The sequence below is a fragment of the Pseudomonas sp. BNK-45 genome, from assembly GCF_047456255.1.
Classification (GTDB): Bacteria; Pseudomonadota; Gammaproteobacteria; order Pseudomonadales; family Pseudomonadaceae; genus Aquipseudomonas.
Window position 1 is genome coordinate 3,853,133 of the sequence record NZ_CP179909.1, and the last position, 14,123, is coordinate 3,867,255.

Annotated in this window: 13 protein-coding genes; 3 read left to right on the forward strand and 10 right to left on the reverse strand. The window is 66.3% G+C overall.

Translation table 11 applies throughout. The annotated features are described in order from the left end of the window. Positions 1 to 146: 146 nt before the first annotated feature. The 5 genes from ACMGG8_RS17860 to ACMGG8_RS17880 all read right to left on the reverse strand — a co-directional run bounded on the left by ACMGG8_RS17860 (position 147) and on the right by ACMGG8_RS17880 (position 4,508). Positions 147 to 536 (reverse strand): 5-carboxymethyl-2-hydroxymuconate Delta-isomerase, encoded by a 390-nt coding sequence (locus tag ACMGG8_RS17860; protein ID WP_060839584.1) that lies wholly within the window; start codon positions 534 to 536, stop codon positions 147 to 149. Between the two features lie 135 nt (positions 537 to 671). Next, on the reverse strand, positions 672 to 1,523 hold the full coding sequence (gene hpaD, locus ACMGG8_RS17865; protein ID WP_060843789.1) for a 3,4-dihydroxyphenylacetate 2,3-dioxygenase: 852 nt from the start codon (positions 1,521 to 1,523) through the stop codon (positions 672 to 674). A gap of 54 nt (positions 1,524 to 1,577) precedes the next feature. Continuing rightward, positions 1,578 to 3,038, reverse strand: a complete 1,461-nt coding sequence (gene hpaE, locus ACMGG8_RS17870; RefSeq protein WP_414158044.1) for a 5-carboxymethyl-2-hydroxymuconate semialdehyde dehydrogenase — start codon at positions 3,036 to 3,038, stop codon at positions 1,578 to 1,580. Beyond that, positions 3,039 to 3,839, reverse strand: a complete 801-nt coding sequence (locus ACMGG8_RS17875; protein WP_414158045.1) for a fumarylacetoacetate hydrolase family protein — start codon at positions 3,837 to 3,839, stop codon at positions 3,039 to 3,041. Between the two features lie 9 nt (positions 3,840 to 3,848). Further along, positions 3,849 to 4,508, reverse strand: coding sequence for a fumarylacetoacetate hydrolase family protein (locus tag ACMGG8_RS17880; RefSeq protein WP_414158046.1), 660 nt, complete (start codon positions 4,506 to 4,508; stop codon positions 3,849 to 3,851). Positions 4,509 to 4,714: 206 nt separating this feature from the next. Here ACMGG8_RS17880 and hpaA point away from each other — a divergent pair, with 206 nt between their 5' ends. Together hpaA and ACMGG8_RS17890 are read left to right on the forward strand one after the other, a co-directional pair. Beyond that, positions 4,715 to 5,644 (forward strand): 4-hydroxyphenylacetate catabolism regulatory protein HpaA, encoded by a 930-nt coding sequence (gene hpaA, locus ACMGG8_RS17885; RefSeq protein ID WP_108545436.1) that lies wholly within the window; start codon positions 4,715 to 4,717, stop codon positions 5,642 to 5,644. Between the two features lie 122 nt (positions 5,645 to 5,766). Beyond that, the gene (locus ACMGG8_RS17890) at positions 5,767 to 6,858 is read left to right on the forward strand and encodes a DUF1176 domain-containing protein (protein ID WP_414158047.1); all 1,092 of its coding nucleotides are present in this window, start codon (positions 5,767 to 5,769) and stop codon (positions 6,856 to 6,858) included. A 9-nt stretch (positions 6,859 to 6,867) separates the two neighbouring features. Here the strand turns inward: ACMGG8_RS17890 and ACMGG8_RS17895 are convergent, their stop codons facing one another. The 5 genes from ACMGG8_RS17895 to ACMGG8_RS17915 are packed head-to-tail and all read right to left on the reverse strand — an operon-like array spanning position 6,868 to position 12,812. Then, the gene (locus ACMGG8_RS17895) at positions 6,868 to 8,529 is read right to left on the reverse strand and encodes a GMC family oxidoreductase (RefSeq protein WP_414158048.1); all 1,662 of its coding nucleotides are present in this window, start codon (positions 8,527 to 8,529) and stop codon (positions 6,868 to 6,870) included. Between the two features lie 35 nt (positions 8,530 to 8,564). Further along, positions 8,565 to 9,866 carry a carbohydrate porin gene (locus ACMGG8_RS17900; RefSeq protein ID WP_414158049.1) on the reverse strand — a complete coding sequence of 434 codons (1,302 nt, stop codon included), beginning with the start codon at positions 9,864 to 9,866 and terminating at the stop codon, positions 8,565 to 8,567. 51 nt (positions 9,867 to 9,917) lie between these two features. Then, positions 9,918 to 10,982, reverse strand: coding sequence for a 2,3-butanediol dehydrogenase (locus ACMGG8_RS17905; protein WP_414158050.1), 1,065 nt, complete (start codon positions 10,980 to 10,982; stop codon positions 9,918 to 9,920). After that, positions 10,979 to 12,244, reverse strand: a complete 1,266-nt coding sequence (locus tag ACMGG8_RS17910) for an MFS transporter (protein WP_414158051.1) — start codon at positions 12,242 to 12,244, stop codon at positions 10,979 to 10,981. Before ACMGG8_RS17910 ends, ACMGG8_RS17905 begins: the two co-directional genes overlap by 4 nt. 34 nt (positions 12,245 to 12,278) lie before the next feature. After that, on the reverse strand, positions 12,279 to 12,812 hold the full coding sequence (locus ACMGG8_RS17915; protein WP_060839573.1) for a 2,4'-dihydroxyacetophenone dioxygenase family protein: 534 nt from the start codon (positions 12,810 to 12,812) through the stop codon (positions 12,279 to 12,281). Between the two features lie 327 nt (positions 12,813 to 13,139). Between ACMGG8_RS17915 and ACMGG8_RS17920 the strand changes: the two genes are divergently transcribed. Continuing rightward, positions 13,140 to 14,108, forward strand: coding sequence for a helix-turn-helix domain-containing protein (locus ACMGG8_RS17920; RefSeq protein WP_060839572.1), 969 nt, complete (start codon positions 13,140 to 13,142; stop codon positions 14,106 to 14,108). Positions 14,109 to 14,123: the final 15 nt, after the last annotated feature.

Sequence of the window (14,123 nt, forward strand, 5' to 3'; positions counted from 1 at the left end):
TGTTCTTGTGTGGGTCGGCATGCCAGCGAAGTCTGCTTCGGGGCTGGCGCCTGGCTTGCGGGCCTGTTCGCTGGCAAGCCAGCTCCTACGGGTGGCATGGGCGTTGTGTAGGAGCCGGCTTGCCGGCGAAAGGGCCGGCACAATGCTCAGGCCTGTCCGCGCAGGAACTCATGCACGTTGTTGTGCTTGAAGTTCAGCTCGGCCTCCAGCTCGCTCATCTCGAACGACAGGGCCAGCAAACGCTGGGCCTGCAGCTCGGCGAAGTGCGCCTTGATGATCTCGAACAGCCCCTCGGCCACTTGGCGCCGGGTGGCCAGGTCACGACCGGCACCCACCTGCAGGCGCATATGGACAAAGGCGTAGTCGTGCTTGCCATCGGCCATGCGCCAGGTGTCCAGGCGCACCCCGCGGCTGCGAATGCCGCCCAGGGGGAACACGCCCGTGGCACCCAGGTAGTCATGAACCTTGGTGAACAGCCCCGGCAGGTCGGCGGCCTGTTCGATGTTGTCGGTGTACTCAGCGATGAAATGCGGCACGGAGGCCTCCTTCGGAGGCAGCGGCAAGCGGCAAGCTACAAGCTGCAAGAGGGTTCTCTTGCGGCTGTAGATTGGCGACTTGCCGCTGCTGTCGATGTGGTCTTGCAGCTTGTGGCTGGAAGCTTGCTGCTGCTTCTAGAAAATGGCGTTGATCTGGCCGGTGCCGGAGCTGCCGAACAGCGGCGTGATGATCTCCGCCGGGCGGTTGTGTTCAGGCCCGCCCAACAGCCCCAGGAGCATTGCCGTGTCGTGCATGCCGCCTTCGCCATGGCAACTGGTGGCGTAGTCCGGGAGCATGGCGCAGAACTCGCGAAAGCGACCCTGCTGCCACAGCTCCACCACCCGCTGGTCCACCTGCTTGTCGAATTCCCGGGTCCAGTTGTGGATGTTGGCCTCGGCTTCGCGGTCGTTGGAAAAACGGTGGGACAGCGAACCGGACGCCAGCACCAGGACCTTGCGCTCGCTCTTTTCGATCGCCCGGCGCACCGCGGCGCCGAAGGTGAAGCTGTCTTCGAGTTTGTGCCAGGCGCACCAGGCGGCGATCGACACCACCTTGAAGTGCTCGGCGGCGGGTACGTCCATGTGCATGTAGCGCATGGGCACCAGGGTGCCGTACTCCAGCTCCAGGCTGGGGATGTTGTGGGCCAGGGTGCGCACGTCGGCGGCGTTGGCCTCGGCGGCGATCAGCTCCCCCAGCTCCGGGCAGCCCTGGTAGTCGTAGGTCATGTTCTTGATGAAGTGCGGCAGCTCGTTGCTGGTGTAGGTGCCGTTGAAGGCTTCACCACAGTTGATGTGGTAACCGCTGTTGACCAGCCAGTGCACATCGAACACCACCGCGGTGTCGGCCCCCAGCGCCCGGGCGCGGCGGGCGATTTCCTTGTGCCCGGCAATGGCCGCCTCACGGCAGCCGTGGTGCTTGCCCGGCAGTTCGGACAGGTACATCGATGGAACGTGGCAGACCTTGGCGGCCATGACGACTTCGCCCATGGTGCTTCTCCTGAAACATCTTCTTGTTGGCGTGATCCGGGACGGTTGTAAACCTTACACGCCCCAGCGCGGGATGTGATGGCTGCCCATGGAGAGGCAGACGTTCTTGATCTCGGCAAACACCTCGAAGCTGTATTCGCCGCCTTCGCGGCCGGTGCCCGAGCCCTTGACGCCACCGAAGGGCTGGCGCAGGTCGCGGACGTTCTGGCTGTTGATGAACACCATGCCGGCCTCGATGCCCCGGGCCAGGCGATGGGCCTTGCCGATGTCCTGGGTCCAGATGTAGGAGGCCAGGCCGTACTCGGTGTCGTTGGCCAGCTGCAGGGCCTGGGCCTCGTCCTTGAACGGGATCAGGCACACCACCGGGCCGAAGATCTCTTCCTGGGCGATGCGCATCCGGTTGTCGACGTCGGCGAATACCGTGGGCTGGATGAACTGCCCGCGGGCCAGGTGCGCCGGCAGGTTGGCCGGGCGTTCCAGGCCGCCGGCCAGCAGGGTCGCGCCTTCTTCCAGGCCGATGCGGATGTAGCCAGTGACCTTGTCGTAGTGGGCCTGGGTGATCATCGAGCCGACCTGGGTCTTGGGGTCCTGCGGATCACCGACGATCAGGCGCTTGGCCCGGGCGGCGAATTCCTTGACGAACTGCGGGTAGACGCTTTCCTGGATGAAGATCCGGCTGCCGGCGGTGCAGCGCTCGCCGTTCAGGGAAAAGATGGTGAACAGCGCGGCGTCCAGGGCCCGTTCCAGGTCGGCGTCCTCGAAGATCAGCACCGGCGACTTGCCCCCCAGTTCCATGGAGTACTTCTTCAGGCCGGCGGTCTGCATGATCTTCCTGCCGGTGGCGGTGCCGCCGGTGAAGGAGATTGCCCGCACGTCCGGGTGGCGCACCAGGGCATCGCCGGCGGTGGCGCCGTAGCCCTGGACGATGTTCAGCACCCCGGCGGGAATCCCGGCTTCCACCGCCAGCCGGCCCAGCTCGTTGGCGGTCAGCGGCGACAGTTCGCTCATCTTCAGCACCGCGGTGTTGCCCAGGGCCAGGCAGGGCGCGGTCTTCCAGGTGGCGGTCATGAACGGCACGTTCCACGGCGACACCAGGGCGCACACACCCACCGGCTGGTACAGGGTGTAGTTGAGCATCTGGTCGTCCACCGGATAGCTGTGGCCATCCATGCGGGTGCAGACCTCGGCGAAGAAGTCGAAGTTGTGCGAGGCCCGGGGAATCAGCACGTTGCGGGTCTGGTGGATCGGCAGGCCGGTGTCCAGGGTTTCCAGCTCTGCCAGGTGCGGCACGTTCTCCTCGATCAGGGCGCCCAGGCGGCGCATCAGCCGGGCGCGCTCCTTGGCCGGGGTATTGGCCCACTTCGGAAAGGCATCCTTGGCCGCCGCTACCGCCTGGGCGATCTCCTCGGCGCCGCCGCTGGCCACCTCGCCAATGGCTTCGCCGGTGGCGGGGTTGTAGTTGGTGAAGACTTCACGGCTTTTGACTTCGCGGCCGTTGATCCAGTGCTTGATCATTTATGCGTGCTCCTTGGCCACGGCGGTGGACTCTGGGTGGGCGTGATGGGTGAAGAATTCGCTTTCGCTGACGATGCGGTTGACCAGCCGGCCGACGCCTTCGATCTCCACCACCACTTCATCGCCGGGCACTACATCGCTGAGGCCTTCGGGGGTGCCGGTGGCGATCATGTCCCCCGGTTGCAGGGTCATGAAGCTGGACAGGTATTCGATCAGGTAGGGGATGTTGAAGATCATGTCGGCGGTGCTGCCTTGCTGGCGCAGCTCGCCGTTGACCCAGGTGCGCAGGATCAGCTTGTTGGGCTCGGGCACCTCGGCCACGTCGATGATCCACGGACCCACCGGGGTGGTGGCGTCGCGGTTCTTCACCCGCAGGTTGGGCCGGTAGTAGTTCTCCAGGTAATCGCGGATCGCGTAGTCGTTGCACAGGGTGTAGCCGGCCAGGTAGTCCAGGGCGTCCTCGCGCTTGACGTTGCGCGCGGTCTTGCCGATCACCGCCACCAGCTCGCACTCGTAGTGCATGTAGGCGACGTTGTCCGGGCGCCAGGTCACCTGCTTGTGGCCGGTGTAGGTGCCCGGCGACTTGATGAACACCAGGGGCTCGGTGGGCGGCTTGAAGGCCAGTTCGGCGGCGTGGTCGGCGTAGTTCAGGCCCAGGGCGAACAGGGTGCCAGTGGCCGGTGGCAGCCACTGCACCTGGTCTTCGGCCAGGGTCCGGCCGTCCTCCAGTTGCAGGGTGTTGGGGCCGGTAACCCGAGCGTCGTGGACCTGGCCCTGATAACGGATGCGCGCGTGTTTCATGTCGGTTCCTTATTCGGCAACGATGCGATTGGCCAGGCGGCCCAGGCCGCTGATCTGTACTTCGACCCGGTCGCCGGGCCGCACATCGACCCGGCCCTCGGGGGTGCCGGTGATCAGCACGTCTCCGGCATGCAGGGTCATGAATTCGCTGATCTCGGCAATCAGCTGGGGGATGTTGCGCACCAGGTTGGCGGTGCTGTTGTGCTGCACCCGCTCGCCGTTGACGAACAGCTCCAGGCTCAGGTCGTGGGGATCGCTGATCTGGGCGGCCGGCACCAGCTCCGGACCGATGGCGCAGAAGCCGTCGCGGCACTTGGCCTTGACCGCCGGGCGGTAGTAGCTGTCTTCCGGCAGGCTGAACTCGTTGACGATGGTGTAGCCGGCCACATGCTCCAGGGCGTCCTCCAGGCGCACCCGGCTGGCACGCTTGCCGATCACCACCCCCAGGGCCGGGCCCGGTTGCAGGCGCTCGACGTCCTTGGGAAACACCACCGGTGCTTCATGGCTGTTGCGGGTGTTGGGGGTCTTGATGAACAGCACCGGCTTCACCGGAGGCTTCTGGTAGGGCGGCTGGGTGAAGCTTTGCAGATGGCTCTGCAGCAAGCCCTGGTAGTTCAGCGCAACGCCGAACAGGGTGCCGCCGGCGTGATCGTTCAGTGCACGGCTCATCGAGCGTCTCCTGGTTCCTGGTGTCGGACCCCGCTGTGCGCTTGCCGCTGGCGGGGTGAATTCGTTAATGTATTAACGTTATATTTAATATGTTAACAATCGTCAAGCGACGGCCCGAACTATTGCCTCATGCCCTGGCGGGCAAGCCGCGAATCGCGCAGGATGCCAACGCTTTGCGTGCTGAAAAATAAAAACAGAAGGGTGCCATGAACCCACGTCAACCCATTCCCAACATCAACATCGGCCAGGTCTACGATCAGCGTTACGCCGATGCCCAGGTGCATTACGACAAGCTCAGCAACCTGGCCGGCTTCTTCGGCCGCAACATGCCGGTGCATCGCCATGACCGCTTCTTCCAGGTGCATTACGTGCAAAGCGGCGCGGTGCGGGTCTATCTGGACGACCAGCAGTACCTGGAGTCGGGACCGATGTTCTTTCTCACCCCGCCGACCATTCCCCATGCCTTTGTCACCGAGGCCGACAGCGAGGGCCACGTGCTCACCGTGCGCCAGCAGTTGGTGTGGGAGCTGATCGGCGCCGATCCGACGCTGGCCCCCGCGCCGCTGGTGCCACCGGCCTGCGTGGCCCTGGCGCGGCTGGGGCCGCAGTTCGCCGGCGAGGTGCGGCGCCTGGAGTGCCTGTTCCATGAGTTGCAGCAGGAAATCGCCGGGCAGGACGCGGGGCGCGAGCCGGCCCTGGAAGCCCTGACCCGGCTGCTGATGATCAGCCTGCTCAGGCTGTCGGCCAACTCCCTGACGGCGCGTCCGGCGCGCCATGAAGACCTGCAGATCTTCCATCGCTTCAACGAGCTGATCGAGGCCCGCTACCTGGAACACTGGCCCCTGGCGCGTTACGCCAGCACCCTGGGGGTGACCGAGGCGCGGCTCAACGACGTCTGCCGACGCATTGCCGACCTGCCGTCCAAGCGCCTGGTGTACGAGCGCCTGATGCAGGAGTCCAAGCGCCTGCTGCTGTTCACCGCCAGTTCGGTGAATGAAATCTGCTACCAGCTGGGCTTCAAGGACCCGGCCTATTTCAGCCGCTTCTTCCAGCGTTACGCCAAGACCGCGCCGGGGGAATACCGCGCGCGCCAGGGCCAGACGAACCCGCCAGGGGCCGACGCGCCAGGCCCTTGAGCGCTGGCGCCGGGCCGTTCGGCGCGGCTGCGATGCCTCGCCCCGGGGCGCTGGCGATGGCGGTATTCGAACCTGGGCGAGCGTGGCAGAATCCGCGCCTTTGTCTGACCAGGAGCGTCGTCATGCTGCGTCCCGCTGTGCTGTCTTTGCTGGTGCTTGGCGCCGCTCCCTGCCTGGCCCAGGAGCTGCCGGAACTGACCCCGCTGTGGGTGCAGCAGCAGGGCTGGATCAGCGCCTGCGACAACCGCCGCGACTGCCAGCTGCTCTACACGCCGAACATCGGGTTTGCCGAGCCGGTCAACCACCTGACCCTGATCATCCGCAGCCAGGCTGGTCCCGAAGGCCGGCTGCAGCTGCAACTGGAGCACCAGGGCGCGCCTATCGAGCCCAACGCGCTGCGCCTGGACGGCCGCCCGCTGGAGCCCGCCTTGCTGGCGGCGCTGGTGCAGGAAGTGGAAGCCCCCGACAGTACCCGGCAGCAGCAGTATTACCGGGTTGACGATCAGGCCCTGGCCCGGCAATGGCTGGCGCGGTTGCGCAGCGGGCAGGTGCTGGAACTGCCGGGGGCGCAACCGGCCCGGGTGCTTCTGACCGGGCTGGCCGAATTGCTGCAACAGGTCGATCAGGTGCAGCACCGCCAGGGCACGCTCAGCGCCCTGGCCACGCCCGGCGAACAACCGGCCAGCGCGGTGCCCAGGGTCCAGGCGGCCCCGGCGCTGCGTCCCTATCCCGGGGTGACGCCGCTCAGTGCCCGGGAGCGCAGCGGGCTGCGGGCGGCGGTGCAGAAAACACTGCCTCCGCCCAAGTCGGAAGAGGACGACGACTACGTCATGCCTGCGCGCATCGAGCTCTATCCGCTGACGGCGCAGCAGGCGCTGGTGTTCGAGTTCTCCGACTGCGGCGCCTATATCTGCCTGTTCGACATCAGCAGCCGCTCGCGCACCGCGCCCTATGCGCTACAGCCCCTGCTGATGCAGGCATTGCCGGACGGCAGCGTCGACCATACCGGCGGCATCAACTATGACCCCGAAACCGGGACGCTCAGCAGTTTCCTCATGGGCCGCGGGATCGGCGACTGCGGGGAAATGGCCAGCTGGCACTTCGACGGCCAGGCCTTCCAGCTCACCGACTACCGGCGCATGCCCAATTGCAGTGGCCTGGGCTATGACAACTGGCCCGTGCTCTGGAGTGCCGAGGCGCCGAAGCGCCCCTGAACCCTGGCCTCAGGCGCACGCGTGGCCCTGGGGCTCGGCGCTCGGCTGTGCCAGTGACGAGCCCAGCAGCAGGTCGGCGGCCTTTTCCCCGATCATGATCGCCGCCGCGTTGGTGTTGCCGGTGATCAGGCTTGGCATGATCGAGGCGTCCGCCACCCGCAGTCCCTGCAGGCCGTGGACCCGCAGTTGATCGTCCACCACCGCCAGTTCGTCATGGCCCATCTTGCAGCTGCCCACCGGGTGGAACACCGTGCCCAGGTGCTGGCGGATCCATTGCTCGATCTGCTCCTGGCTCTGCACCTGCGGACCGGGCAGCAGTTCGCCCTTGAGGCGCCGGGAGAAGGCCCGGGTCGCGGCCAGCTGGCGCACCAGGCGCAAGCCGGCCACCAGTTTGCGCAAGTCCTCCGGGTGGCTGAGAAAGTTGGCCTCAATCAGCGGTTTGTCGTGGGGATCGGCGGAGTTCAGGCGCACCCGACCTCGGCTTTGCGGATGCATCACCGCCACATGCAGGCTGATGCCATGGCCCACGGGAATCAGGCGCCGGGGCTGGTTCTTCAGGGCCGGGGCGACGATCAGCCCCAGCTCCGGCACCGGGTCTTCGGGCGTAAGGCGCAGAAAGGCCCCGGACTCCACGGTGTTCGACGTCAGCGGGCCCTGGCGCCGGGTCAGGTATTGCCAGGGCGAACGGGCCAGGGGCAACAGGCCCTTGGGCGAAAGGCCGTAGCCCAGCTCCGGGTCGCTGCGATACATCAGCACGATGTCCTGGTGGTCCTGCAGGTTCAGGCCGACCCCGGGCAACGGGTGGCGCGGCAGGATGCCGTGGGATTTGAGTTCCTCCGCCGGGCCGATGCCGGACAGCAGCAGCAACTGCGGCGAGTTGATCGCCCCGGCGCAGAGGATCACTTCCCGGCGCGCCTGCAATTGCCGGACCTCGCCGTTCTGGCTGATCTCCACGCCGCTGGCGCGAGTGCCTTGCAGCAGCACCCGGTGGGTCAGGGTGGAACTGAGTACGGTGAGGTTTTCCCGCTGCAGGATCGGATGCAGGAAAGCCCGGGCCGCGCTGCAACGCTCGCCGTTGACCTGGGTGACATGGAAGGGCCCGAAGCCTTCCTGTTCCGGGCCGTTGAAATCCGGGTTGTAGCGCCAGCCCAGCTCCGTGGCCGCCTCATAGAACACCTGGTTGACCGGGCTCGGGCTGCGCTGCTCGGCGACGTTGAGCTCGCCGTGCCGGCCGTGCCAGGGCGAATCCCCCGGTTCGAAATGCTCCGAACGCTTGAAGTAGGGCAGCAGTTCGTCATGGCTCCAGCCCTGGTTGCCGGCGGCGGCCCAGCGGTCGAAGTCCTGCCGGTGACCACGGATGTAGATCATGCCGTTGATGGCGCTGGAGCCGCCCCAGACCCGGCCGCGGGGGCAGGGGATCGGCACGTCGCCGCTGGCGGCCTGGGGGCTGAATTGATGCATCCAGTTCCAGCGCGGGTTGGCGATCAGGCGGATGATCCCCGCCGGTGTGCGCACATAGGCCGCCGGCAGCAGGCTGCGGTCGCTGGGGCCAGCCTCGATCAGGCACACCTGAAGCTTGGGATCGGCGGACAACCGGTTGGCCAGCACGCAACCGGCGGAGCCGGCGCCGACCACGATGTAGTCGAAGGTTTGCGTGGTGTGTTCAGTCATGGGGATACCTCCTTGGGCAGTCACAAAGATCCAGCTCACAACCCCAGCAGCGAGCCAACGTCGAGGGTCACTTGCAGGCCGACGACAAAGCCGTTACCGCTCAGCTCGCGGGCTTCGGGGTTGTAGAAATTGTCCGGATTGATCAGGTACTGGACGCTGGGCTCCAGGGCCAGTTGCCGAGTCAGGGCGATGTGGGCGTTGGCTTCCAGGGCATAGACATTGCGCTCGCCCAGGCGCGGATCGCCGCCGTTGGCGCTGCGTGCCTGTTGCTGGAAACGCAGTTGATGATCGTTGAGGCGCAGGTAGCTGGCCTTGAGGTTGAGCTTGTCCCGGGGCCGGTCGAAGGGCGCCAGATAGGTCAGCCCGGCTTCGGCGAACTGGCTGAAGGGCTGTTTATCATCGGCCGCCGCCGACAGCGAACCGAACAACAGCAGGGCCTGGGGCGCGGTGCCGGTGCCGGCGTCGGCGCGCCACAGCGCCTGCTGGAACTTGAAGAAGGCGCCGCCGCTGCCGAATGCGGTGGCCCCGGTCAGCGGATCCACCTGTTTGGAGGTGTTGTAGTAGCCGTTGAGCTCGTAGTGGGCGCTGTAGGCCTCTTGGTTCTGGCGGCCGATGCCCAGCAGCAGGCTGGTGCCGCTGGCGTCGTCGGTGCTGAAATCCAGGCCCTTGCGCTCCTTCAGGTAGTCCACCGGGTTGGATTCGAAGGCGCCGCCGTGCACGTACCACTGGGGCGTCAGCCGGTACTTCAGGTAGCCGCCCCAACTGCCGTAGGGCGGCGGCAGGATGCCGGTGGAAGAGTCGATGATCGGGTCGTTGCAGGTGACGGTGCTTTCGCAGTTGTAGATATAGAAATAGCGCCGCGCGTTGGTCCGTCCCAGGCTCAGGTCGACCCGGCCGTCGAGCCAGGTCTGCTGGTAGGTCAACAGGCTCAACTGGTGGCTGGTGAGGTCGTTGTGGATCGGCGCGCCGCCAAAGTAGCTGCCGGCGGCGCCTTGCCAGTTGCGCGAGGTGGGCACGCCGGTCTGCTGGTCGAGGATGAACAGGGTCTGTTCGACGTGCAGCGCCGCGCCGTCCAGGCCGGCCAAGGTGCCCAGGTCGATATCGGCGCCGACGAACAGGTCGCCGCTGTTGCCGAAGCTGTGGGGCCGGGGGCCGGTGTCGAGGTTCTTCATCGCCAGGCTGAGAAACTGCACATGGGGCGTAATGCCCTGGTCGGCCAGGTAGTCGCCCAACCCGGACAGCGGTCCGCTGCGGGGCGCAGCCGGGGCATCGGCGAAGCCATCAAGGGGCAGCAGCAAGGCTGCCAACAGCGGGCACAGCGCATAGGAAGCATTCATGTCGGGTACTCGTTTCTTGTTGTTTTTGTCTTGAGTGTTGAACGCAGCCAGTCAGGCCTCGGCCAGGGCCGGCGTCGGGTTGACCAGCACCTTGATCTGACTCTTGTCGTGCAACAGCGCCTCGAAGCCCTGTTCCACCGCCTGCTCCAGGGCCAGGCAGCGGGTCACCAGCCGCGACAGGTCCAGGCGTCCGCTGGCCAGCAGCTCGATCAGTTCGGGGTACACATGGCGGTAGCCGACGCTGCTGAGCAGGCGCAGTTCGTGGTTCACCAGGTGGAAGGCGTCGACCTGCACTTGGCCCATCAGGCCCACCAGCACGGCCTCACCGCCCTTGCGCAGGCAGTGCAGGGCATGGCTCAGGGTCTGCTGGCTGCCGGCGGCCTCGAAGGCCGTGTCGAGGCCGCCGTCGCTCAGTTGCCGCAGGCGCTCCTGCAGCTGTAGGTCGGCGCCGTCCAGGGCGGCGCTGGCGCCCAGTTCCAGGGCCAGGCGCCGGCGCTCGGGGTCCAGGTCCACGGCGTAGATGCGCTCCACGCCCCGCAGCCGTGCGAGCAGGACCAGCAACAGGCCGATGGGCCCCAGCCCGAACACCACGCAACTGTCGCCGGCCAGCAGGCTGCTCTGGTTCAGGGCGTGGTAGGCCACCGCCGCCGGCTCCAGCACGGCGGCCTGTTTGAAGCTGACGCGCTCTGGCAGCCGGTGCAGCATGTAGGCGGGCACCCGGGCCTGCTCGGCAAAACCGCCGTCGCCCATCAGGCCGATAAAGCCCATGGATTCACAGAGGTTGTACTGGCCCATGCGGCAGTATTGGCATTCGCCGCAGCGATACTCCGGCTCCACCGCCACCCGCTGCCCCAGCAGGCTCGGATCGACACCGGGGCCCAGGGCAACCACCTGACCGCAGAACTCATGGCCCAGGGTCAGTGGCGCCCGGCAGCCGGACAGCGGATGGGCCTCTTGATGGGGAATCGAGTGCGGCCCATCGGCGTACTCATGCAGGTCGCTGCCGCAGATACCGCAGTAGGCGACCTGCAGCAGGACTTCCCCGGGGCCGGGCTGGCGCAGTTGCACCTGGCTCAGGCGCAGGTCCCGGGCGGCGTGCCAACGCAGTGCGTTCATGGCTGGTTTCCTTGCAGGACAGAGGAGGTGTGCTGGCGCTGTTGACGGGCCAGCAGCGCCGGGGCGGTTTCCTTGAGGAACAGCGCCAGCAGCGCCGCCAGCAAGGCGCCGCCACAGGACATCCACATGACGATGGACAGGCCGAAGCGGTCGGCGGCGAAGCCGGCGAGGGTCGGGGCGACGAAGCCGCCCACCAGTTCGCCGATGCCCATGATCATGCCCAGGGCGGTGGCCATCACCTCCCGGGGCACGGTTTCCGCCGGGATGGTGGCCATGAACAGGGTGAAGCAGCCCAGGCCGGTGTAGGTCAGCAGCATCATTGCGCCGAGCATCCAGGGTGAGGTGGCGTAGAGCAGGGCGATCGGGCAGCAGGCGGCGATCAGCGAGAACAGCACCAGGGTCGGTCGTCGGCCGATGCGGTCGGAGATCGCCGGCACGCCGAAGCCCCACACCACCCAGGCGCCGCCCAGGCAGCTCATCACCGTGCCCATGCTGGCCGGGCTGTAGTCGCGGACCTTGACCAGAAAGGTCGGTGTAAAGGAAATCAGGATGATGAACCAGGTCAGGAACACGCAACTGATCAGGGTGCAGAGCACGATGTTGCGGCTTTTCAGCAAGGCCAGCCGATGTCCGCTGCCCTTGCTCGGTGCGGCGTTGGTTCGGGATTCGCTCCGTGGCGGGTCCGGGTGCACGAAGCGCCAGATCAGCAGGGCGATCAGCAGCCCCGGAAGCAACGAGACGATGAAGGCGTGGCGCCAGCCATAGGCTTCGGCCAGGGCGATCAGCACCGGCGGGCCGATCACCGCCCCCAGCAGGCCCGCCGCCGAGCCTTGCAGCAGGCCCATGTTCAGGCCCCGGCGTTGGGGCGATGAAGCCTCCACCATCAAGGATTGCGACAAGGGCAGGATCGGCCCTTCCGCCAGGCCCATGATGGCGCGAAACAGCAGCAGGCTGAGGAAGCCGGTGACCAGCCCGGAAAGCGCCGAACACAGGGAAAACAGGAGCACCGCGACGATCAGCAGCGGCTTGCGCCTGCCGCTGCGGTCCGACCAGGCGCCCACCAGGGCCCCGGACACGGCCCAGGCCAGGGCCAGTACCGACGACAGCATGCCCAGGTGGCTGTTGCTCAATTGCAGTTCGTCGGCCATGAAGGGGAACAGGAAGGACAGCGCCAGACGATCGAAAAAGACGAAGCCGAAGGTCAGGAACAGCACCCCGAGCAAGGTGTTCTGGTAACCGGCCTTGTTGTTTTTATAAGCCATGGTGGTTCTCCAAAGGAGGCGTGAGCCACGTCGATCAGCGAAACAGGGTGTCGATATGGGCCGCGCCCAGGCCGATCTTTTCGTAGTGTTCGCGGCACAGGGCAATGTAGGAATGCACGTCGAAATAACCGTCGGGCTCGCCCTGTTGGTCGAGCCAGATCAGCGGGCCCTTGACGATGAAGAACACCCGCATCGGTTGTTCATGCTCGTAGGCCACCAGGGTGTGGCCTTCGCCCGGCGTCTCGTAGACGAAGTCGCCGGCGCTGGCGGTCCATTCGTGCTCCAGGTAGCCCCACTTGCCGGACAGGGTGTAGGCGAAGACTTCGTGGGGGTGGTAATGGCGGTTGACCAGCCCGGCGCTGCGGGCCATGAGGATGTCGCACCAGCGGTTCTCGCTGGGGGAAATCCATAGCGGCCGCGACGACACGGTTTCGGTGAAGGGCACGTACAGGCTCAGGTCGTCGCTGGCAGCATTCGGCAGGTAGACCTCGGGCTTGGCGTCGGGCTTGAAGCAGTGGGCGATGGGCTGCAGGTCTTTCCAGAATTCACGGGTGGCGGCTTCAGGCATGGTTGATCTCGATGCTGGTCATAGGGGGAACCCGGGCTGCCGCGAGGGCAGTCATGGCAGCTACAGCGCCGACTTTAGGGGGAGGCCGGGCAACGGGTTTGCTCGGATCGGACCCATTGTTTGCCTGTTTCGGACGAGATTTTTCCGACCGCAGCCAGCGATGCGCCAAGGGCGTCCAGGCGCTCGGCGGCGACAGCGGTTGAAGTTGACAGGCCATATAGTTCAGATGTTAATGAATGGCCGCGACCCGCCGATCATGGGGTCCCAGGTGCCCGGGCCGAGCCTTGCCGTCCGGGGAACATCCCGCCGCCCATGAGAAGAACAACAATGTCTCCATGCGCCTTGCTCGAAACCCGGCACGCCAGCACCCAGGCGGTCGACCTGGACCAACGCCTGAGGTTCTGGGAGGACTACAACGCCACCACCCTGGTGGGACTCAAGTGCAATTCCTACGCCGAGAGCGGATTTCGCGCGCGCCAGGACAACCTGCAACTGAGCGCCATGCGCCTGGCCTGCATCGTCGGCAACCAGCATGTGGTGGAGCGCGACAGCTCGATGATCCGCGGCGTGCCCAAGGAATCGATCTTCGTCTCGCTGGTCAGCGGCAGCGGCTCGTTCTTCTACCAGGATGGCGCCTGCCAGGTCCTGGAACCGGGCGAGCTGGTGGTCTATCGCACCGACAAGCCCTACCTGTTCGGCTTCTCCGGGGCGATGCGCCAGTTCATCTTCGACATCCCCCAGGTGCAGTTCGCCGAGCGCTGCCTGAAACGCTTCGACCGGCCCCTCAAGATCGGCGTGCAGACCGGCGTCCAGCGCCTGCTGTTGCGCACCCTGGGCGAACGCACCCGGGAGTTCTTCCAGCAGCCGCTGTGCGGCGAGGCCGAGGCCTACCAGGAACAGGCTTTCGAACTGCTGGCCAGCCTGATTGCCGGGCAGGCGGGCGAGCGGCCGATCAACGCCCTGAGCGGGGCCTATCTGCTGGCGGCCAAGCAGTGCATCCAGGAACAACTGGCCGACCCGTCCCTGAGCTGCGAGCGGGTGGCGGCCCAGACCGGCATCTCTCCCCGGCACCTGGCCCGGCTGTTTGCCCTGGAGGGCACGGTGCCCAGTCGCTTCATCCTGGAAAAACGCCTGCATCTGGCCCGCCAACTGCTGGGCAGCCCCCAGGGCGCGGGCCTGGATATCAGCGAGATTGCCTATCGCCATGGCTTTGCCAGCCAGGCGCACTTTGCCCGGGCGTTCAAGGCCCGCTATCAGCTGACCCCCACTGAGGCCCGGGCCCGGGAGTCGTCCTAGCCGCCGTGCTGCCCA

Excerpts from the sequence above, each read along its gene's own strand:
- hpaA (WP_108545436.1), top strand. The coding sequence starts at position 4,715 with ATGAACCCACGTCAACCCATTCCCAACATCAACATCGGCCAGGTCTAC.
- hpaE (WP_414158044.1), bottom strand. The coding sequence starts at position 3,038 with ATGATCAAGCACTGGATCAACGGCCGCGAAGTCAAAAGCCGTGAAGTC.
- ACMGG8_RS17880 (WP_414158046.1), bottom strand. The coding sequence starts at position 4,508 with ATGAGCCGTGCACTGAACGATCACGCCGGCGGCACCCTGTTCGGCGTT.
- ACMGG8_RS17890 (WP_414158047.1), top strand. The coding sequence starts at position 5,767 with ATGCTGCGTCCCGCTGTGCTGTCTTTGCTGGTGCTTGGCGCCGCTCCC.
- ACMGG8_RS17875 (WP_414158045.1), bottom strand. The coding sequence starts at position 3,839 with ATGAAACACGCGCGCATCCGTTATCAGGGCCAGGTCCACGACGCTCGG.
- hpaD (WP_060843789.1), bottom strand. The coding sequence starts at position 1,523 with ATGGGCGAAGTCGTCATGGCCGCCAAGGTCTGCCACGTTCCATCGATG.
- ACMGG8_RS17895 (WP_414158048.1), bottom strand. The coding sequence starts at position 8,529 with ATGACTGAACACACCACGCAAACCTTCGACTACATCGTGGTCGGCGCC.
- ACMGG8_RS17910 (WP_414158051.1), bottom strand. The coding sequence starts at position 12,244 with ATGGCTTATAAAAACAACAAGGCCGGTTACCAGAACACCTTGCTCGGG.
- ACMGG8_RS17905 (WP_414158050.1), bottom strand. The coding sequence starts at position 10,982 with ATGAACGCACTGCGTTGGCACGCCGCCCGGGACCTGCGCCTGAGCCAG.
- ACMGG8_RS17915 (WP_060839573.1), bottom strand. The coding sequence starts at position 12,812 with ATGCCTGAAGCCGCCACCCGTGAATTCTGGAAAGACCTGCAGCCCATC.
- ACMGG8_RS17900 (WP_414158049.1), bottom strand. The coding sequence starts at position 9,866 with ATGAATGCTTCCTATGCGCTGTGCCCGCTGTTGGCAGCCTTGCTGCTG.
- ACMGG8_RS17920 (WP_060839572.1), top strand. The coding sequence starts at position 13,140 with ATGTCTCCATGCGCCTTGCTCGAAACCCGGCACGCCAGCACCCAGGCG.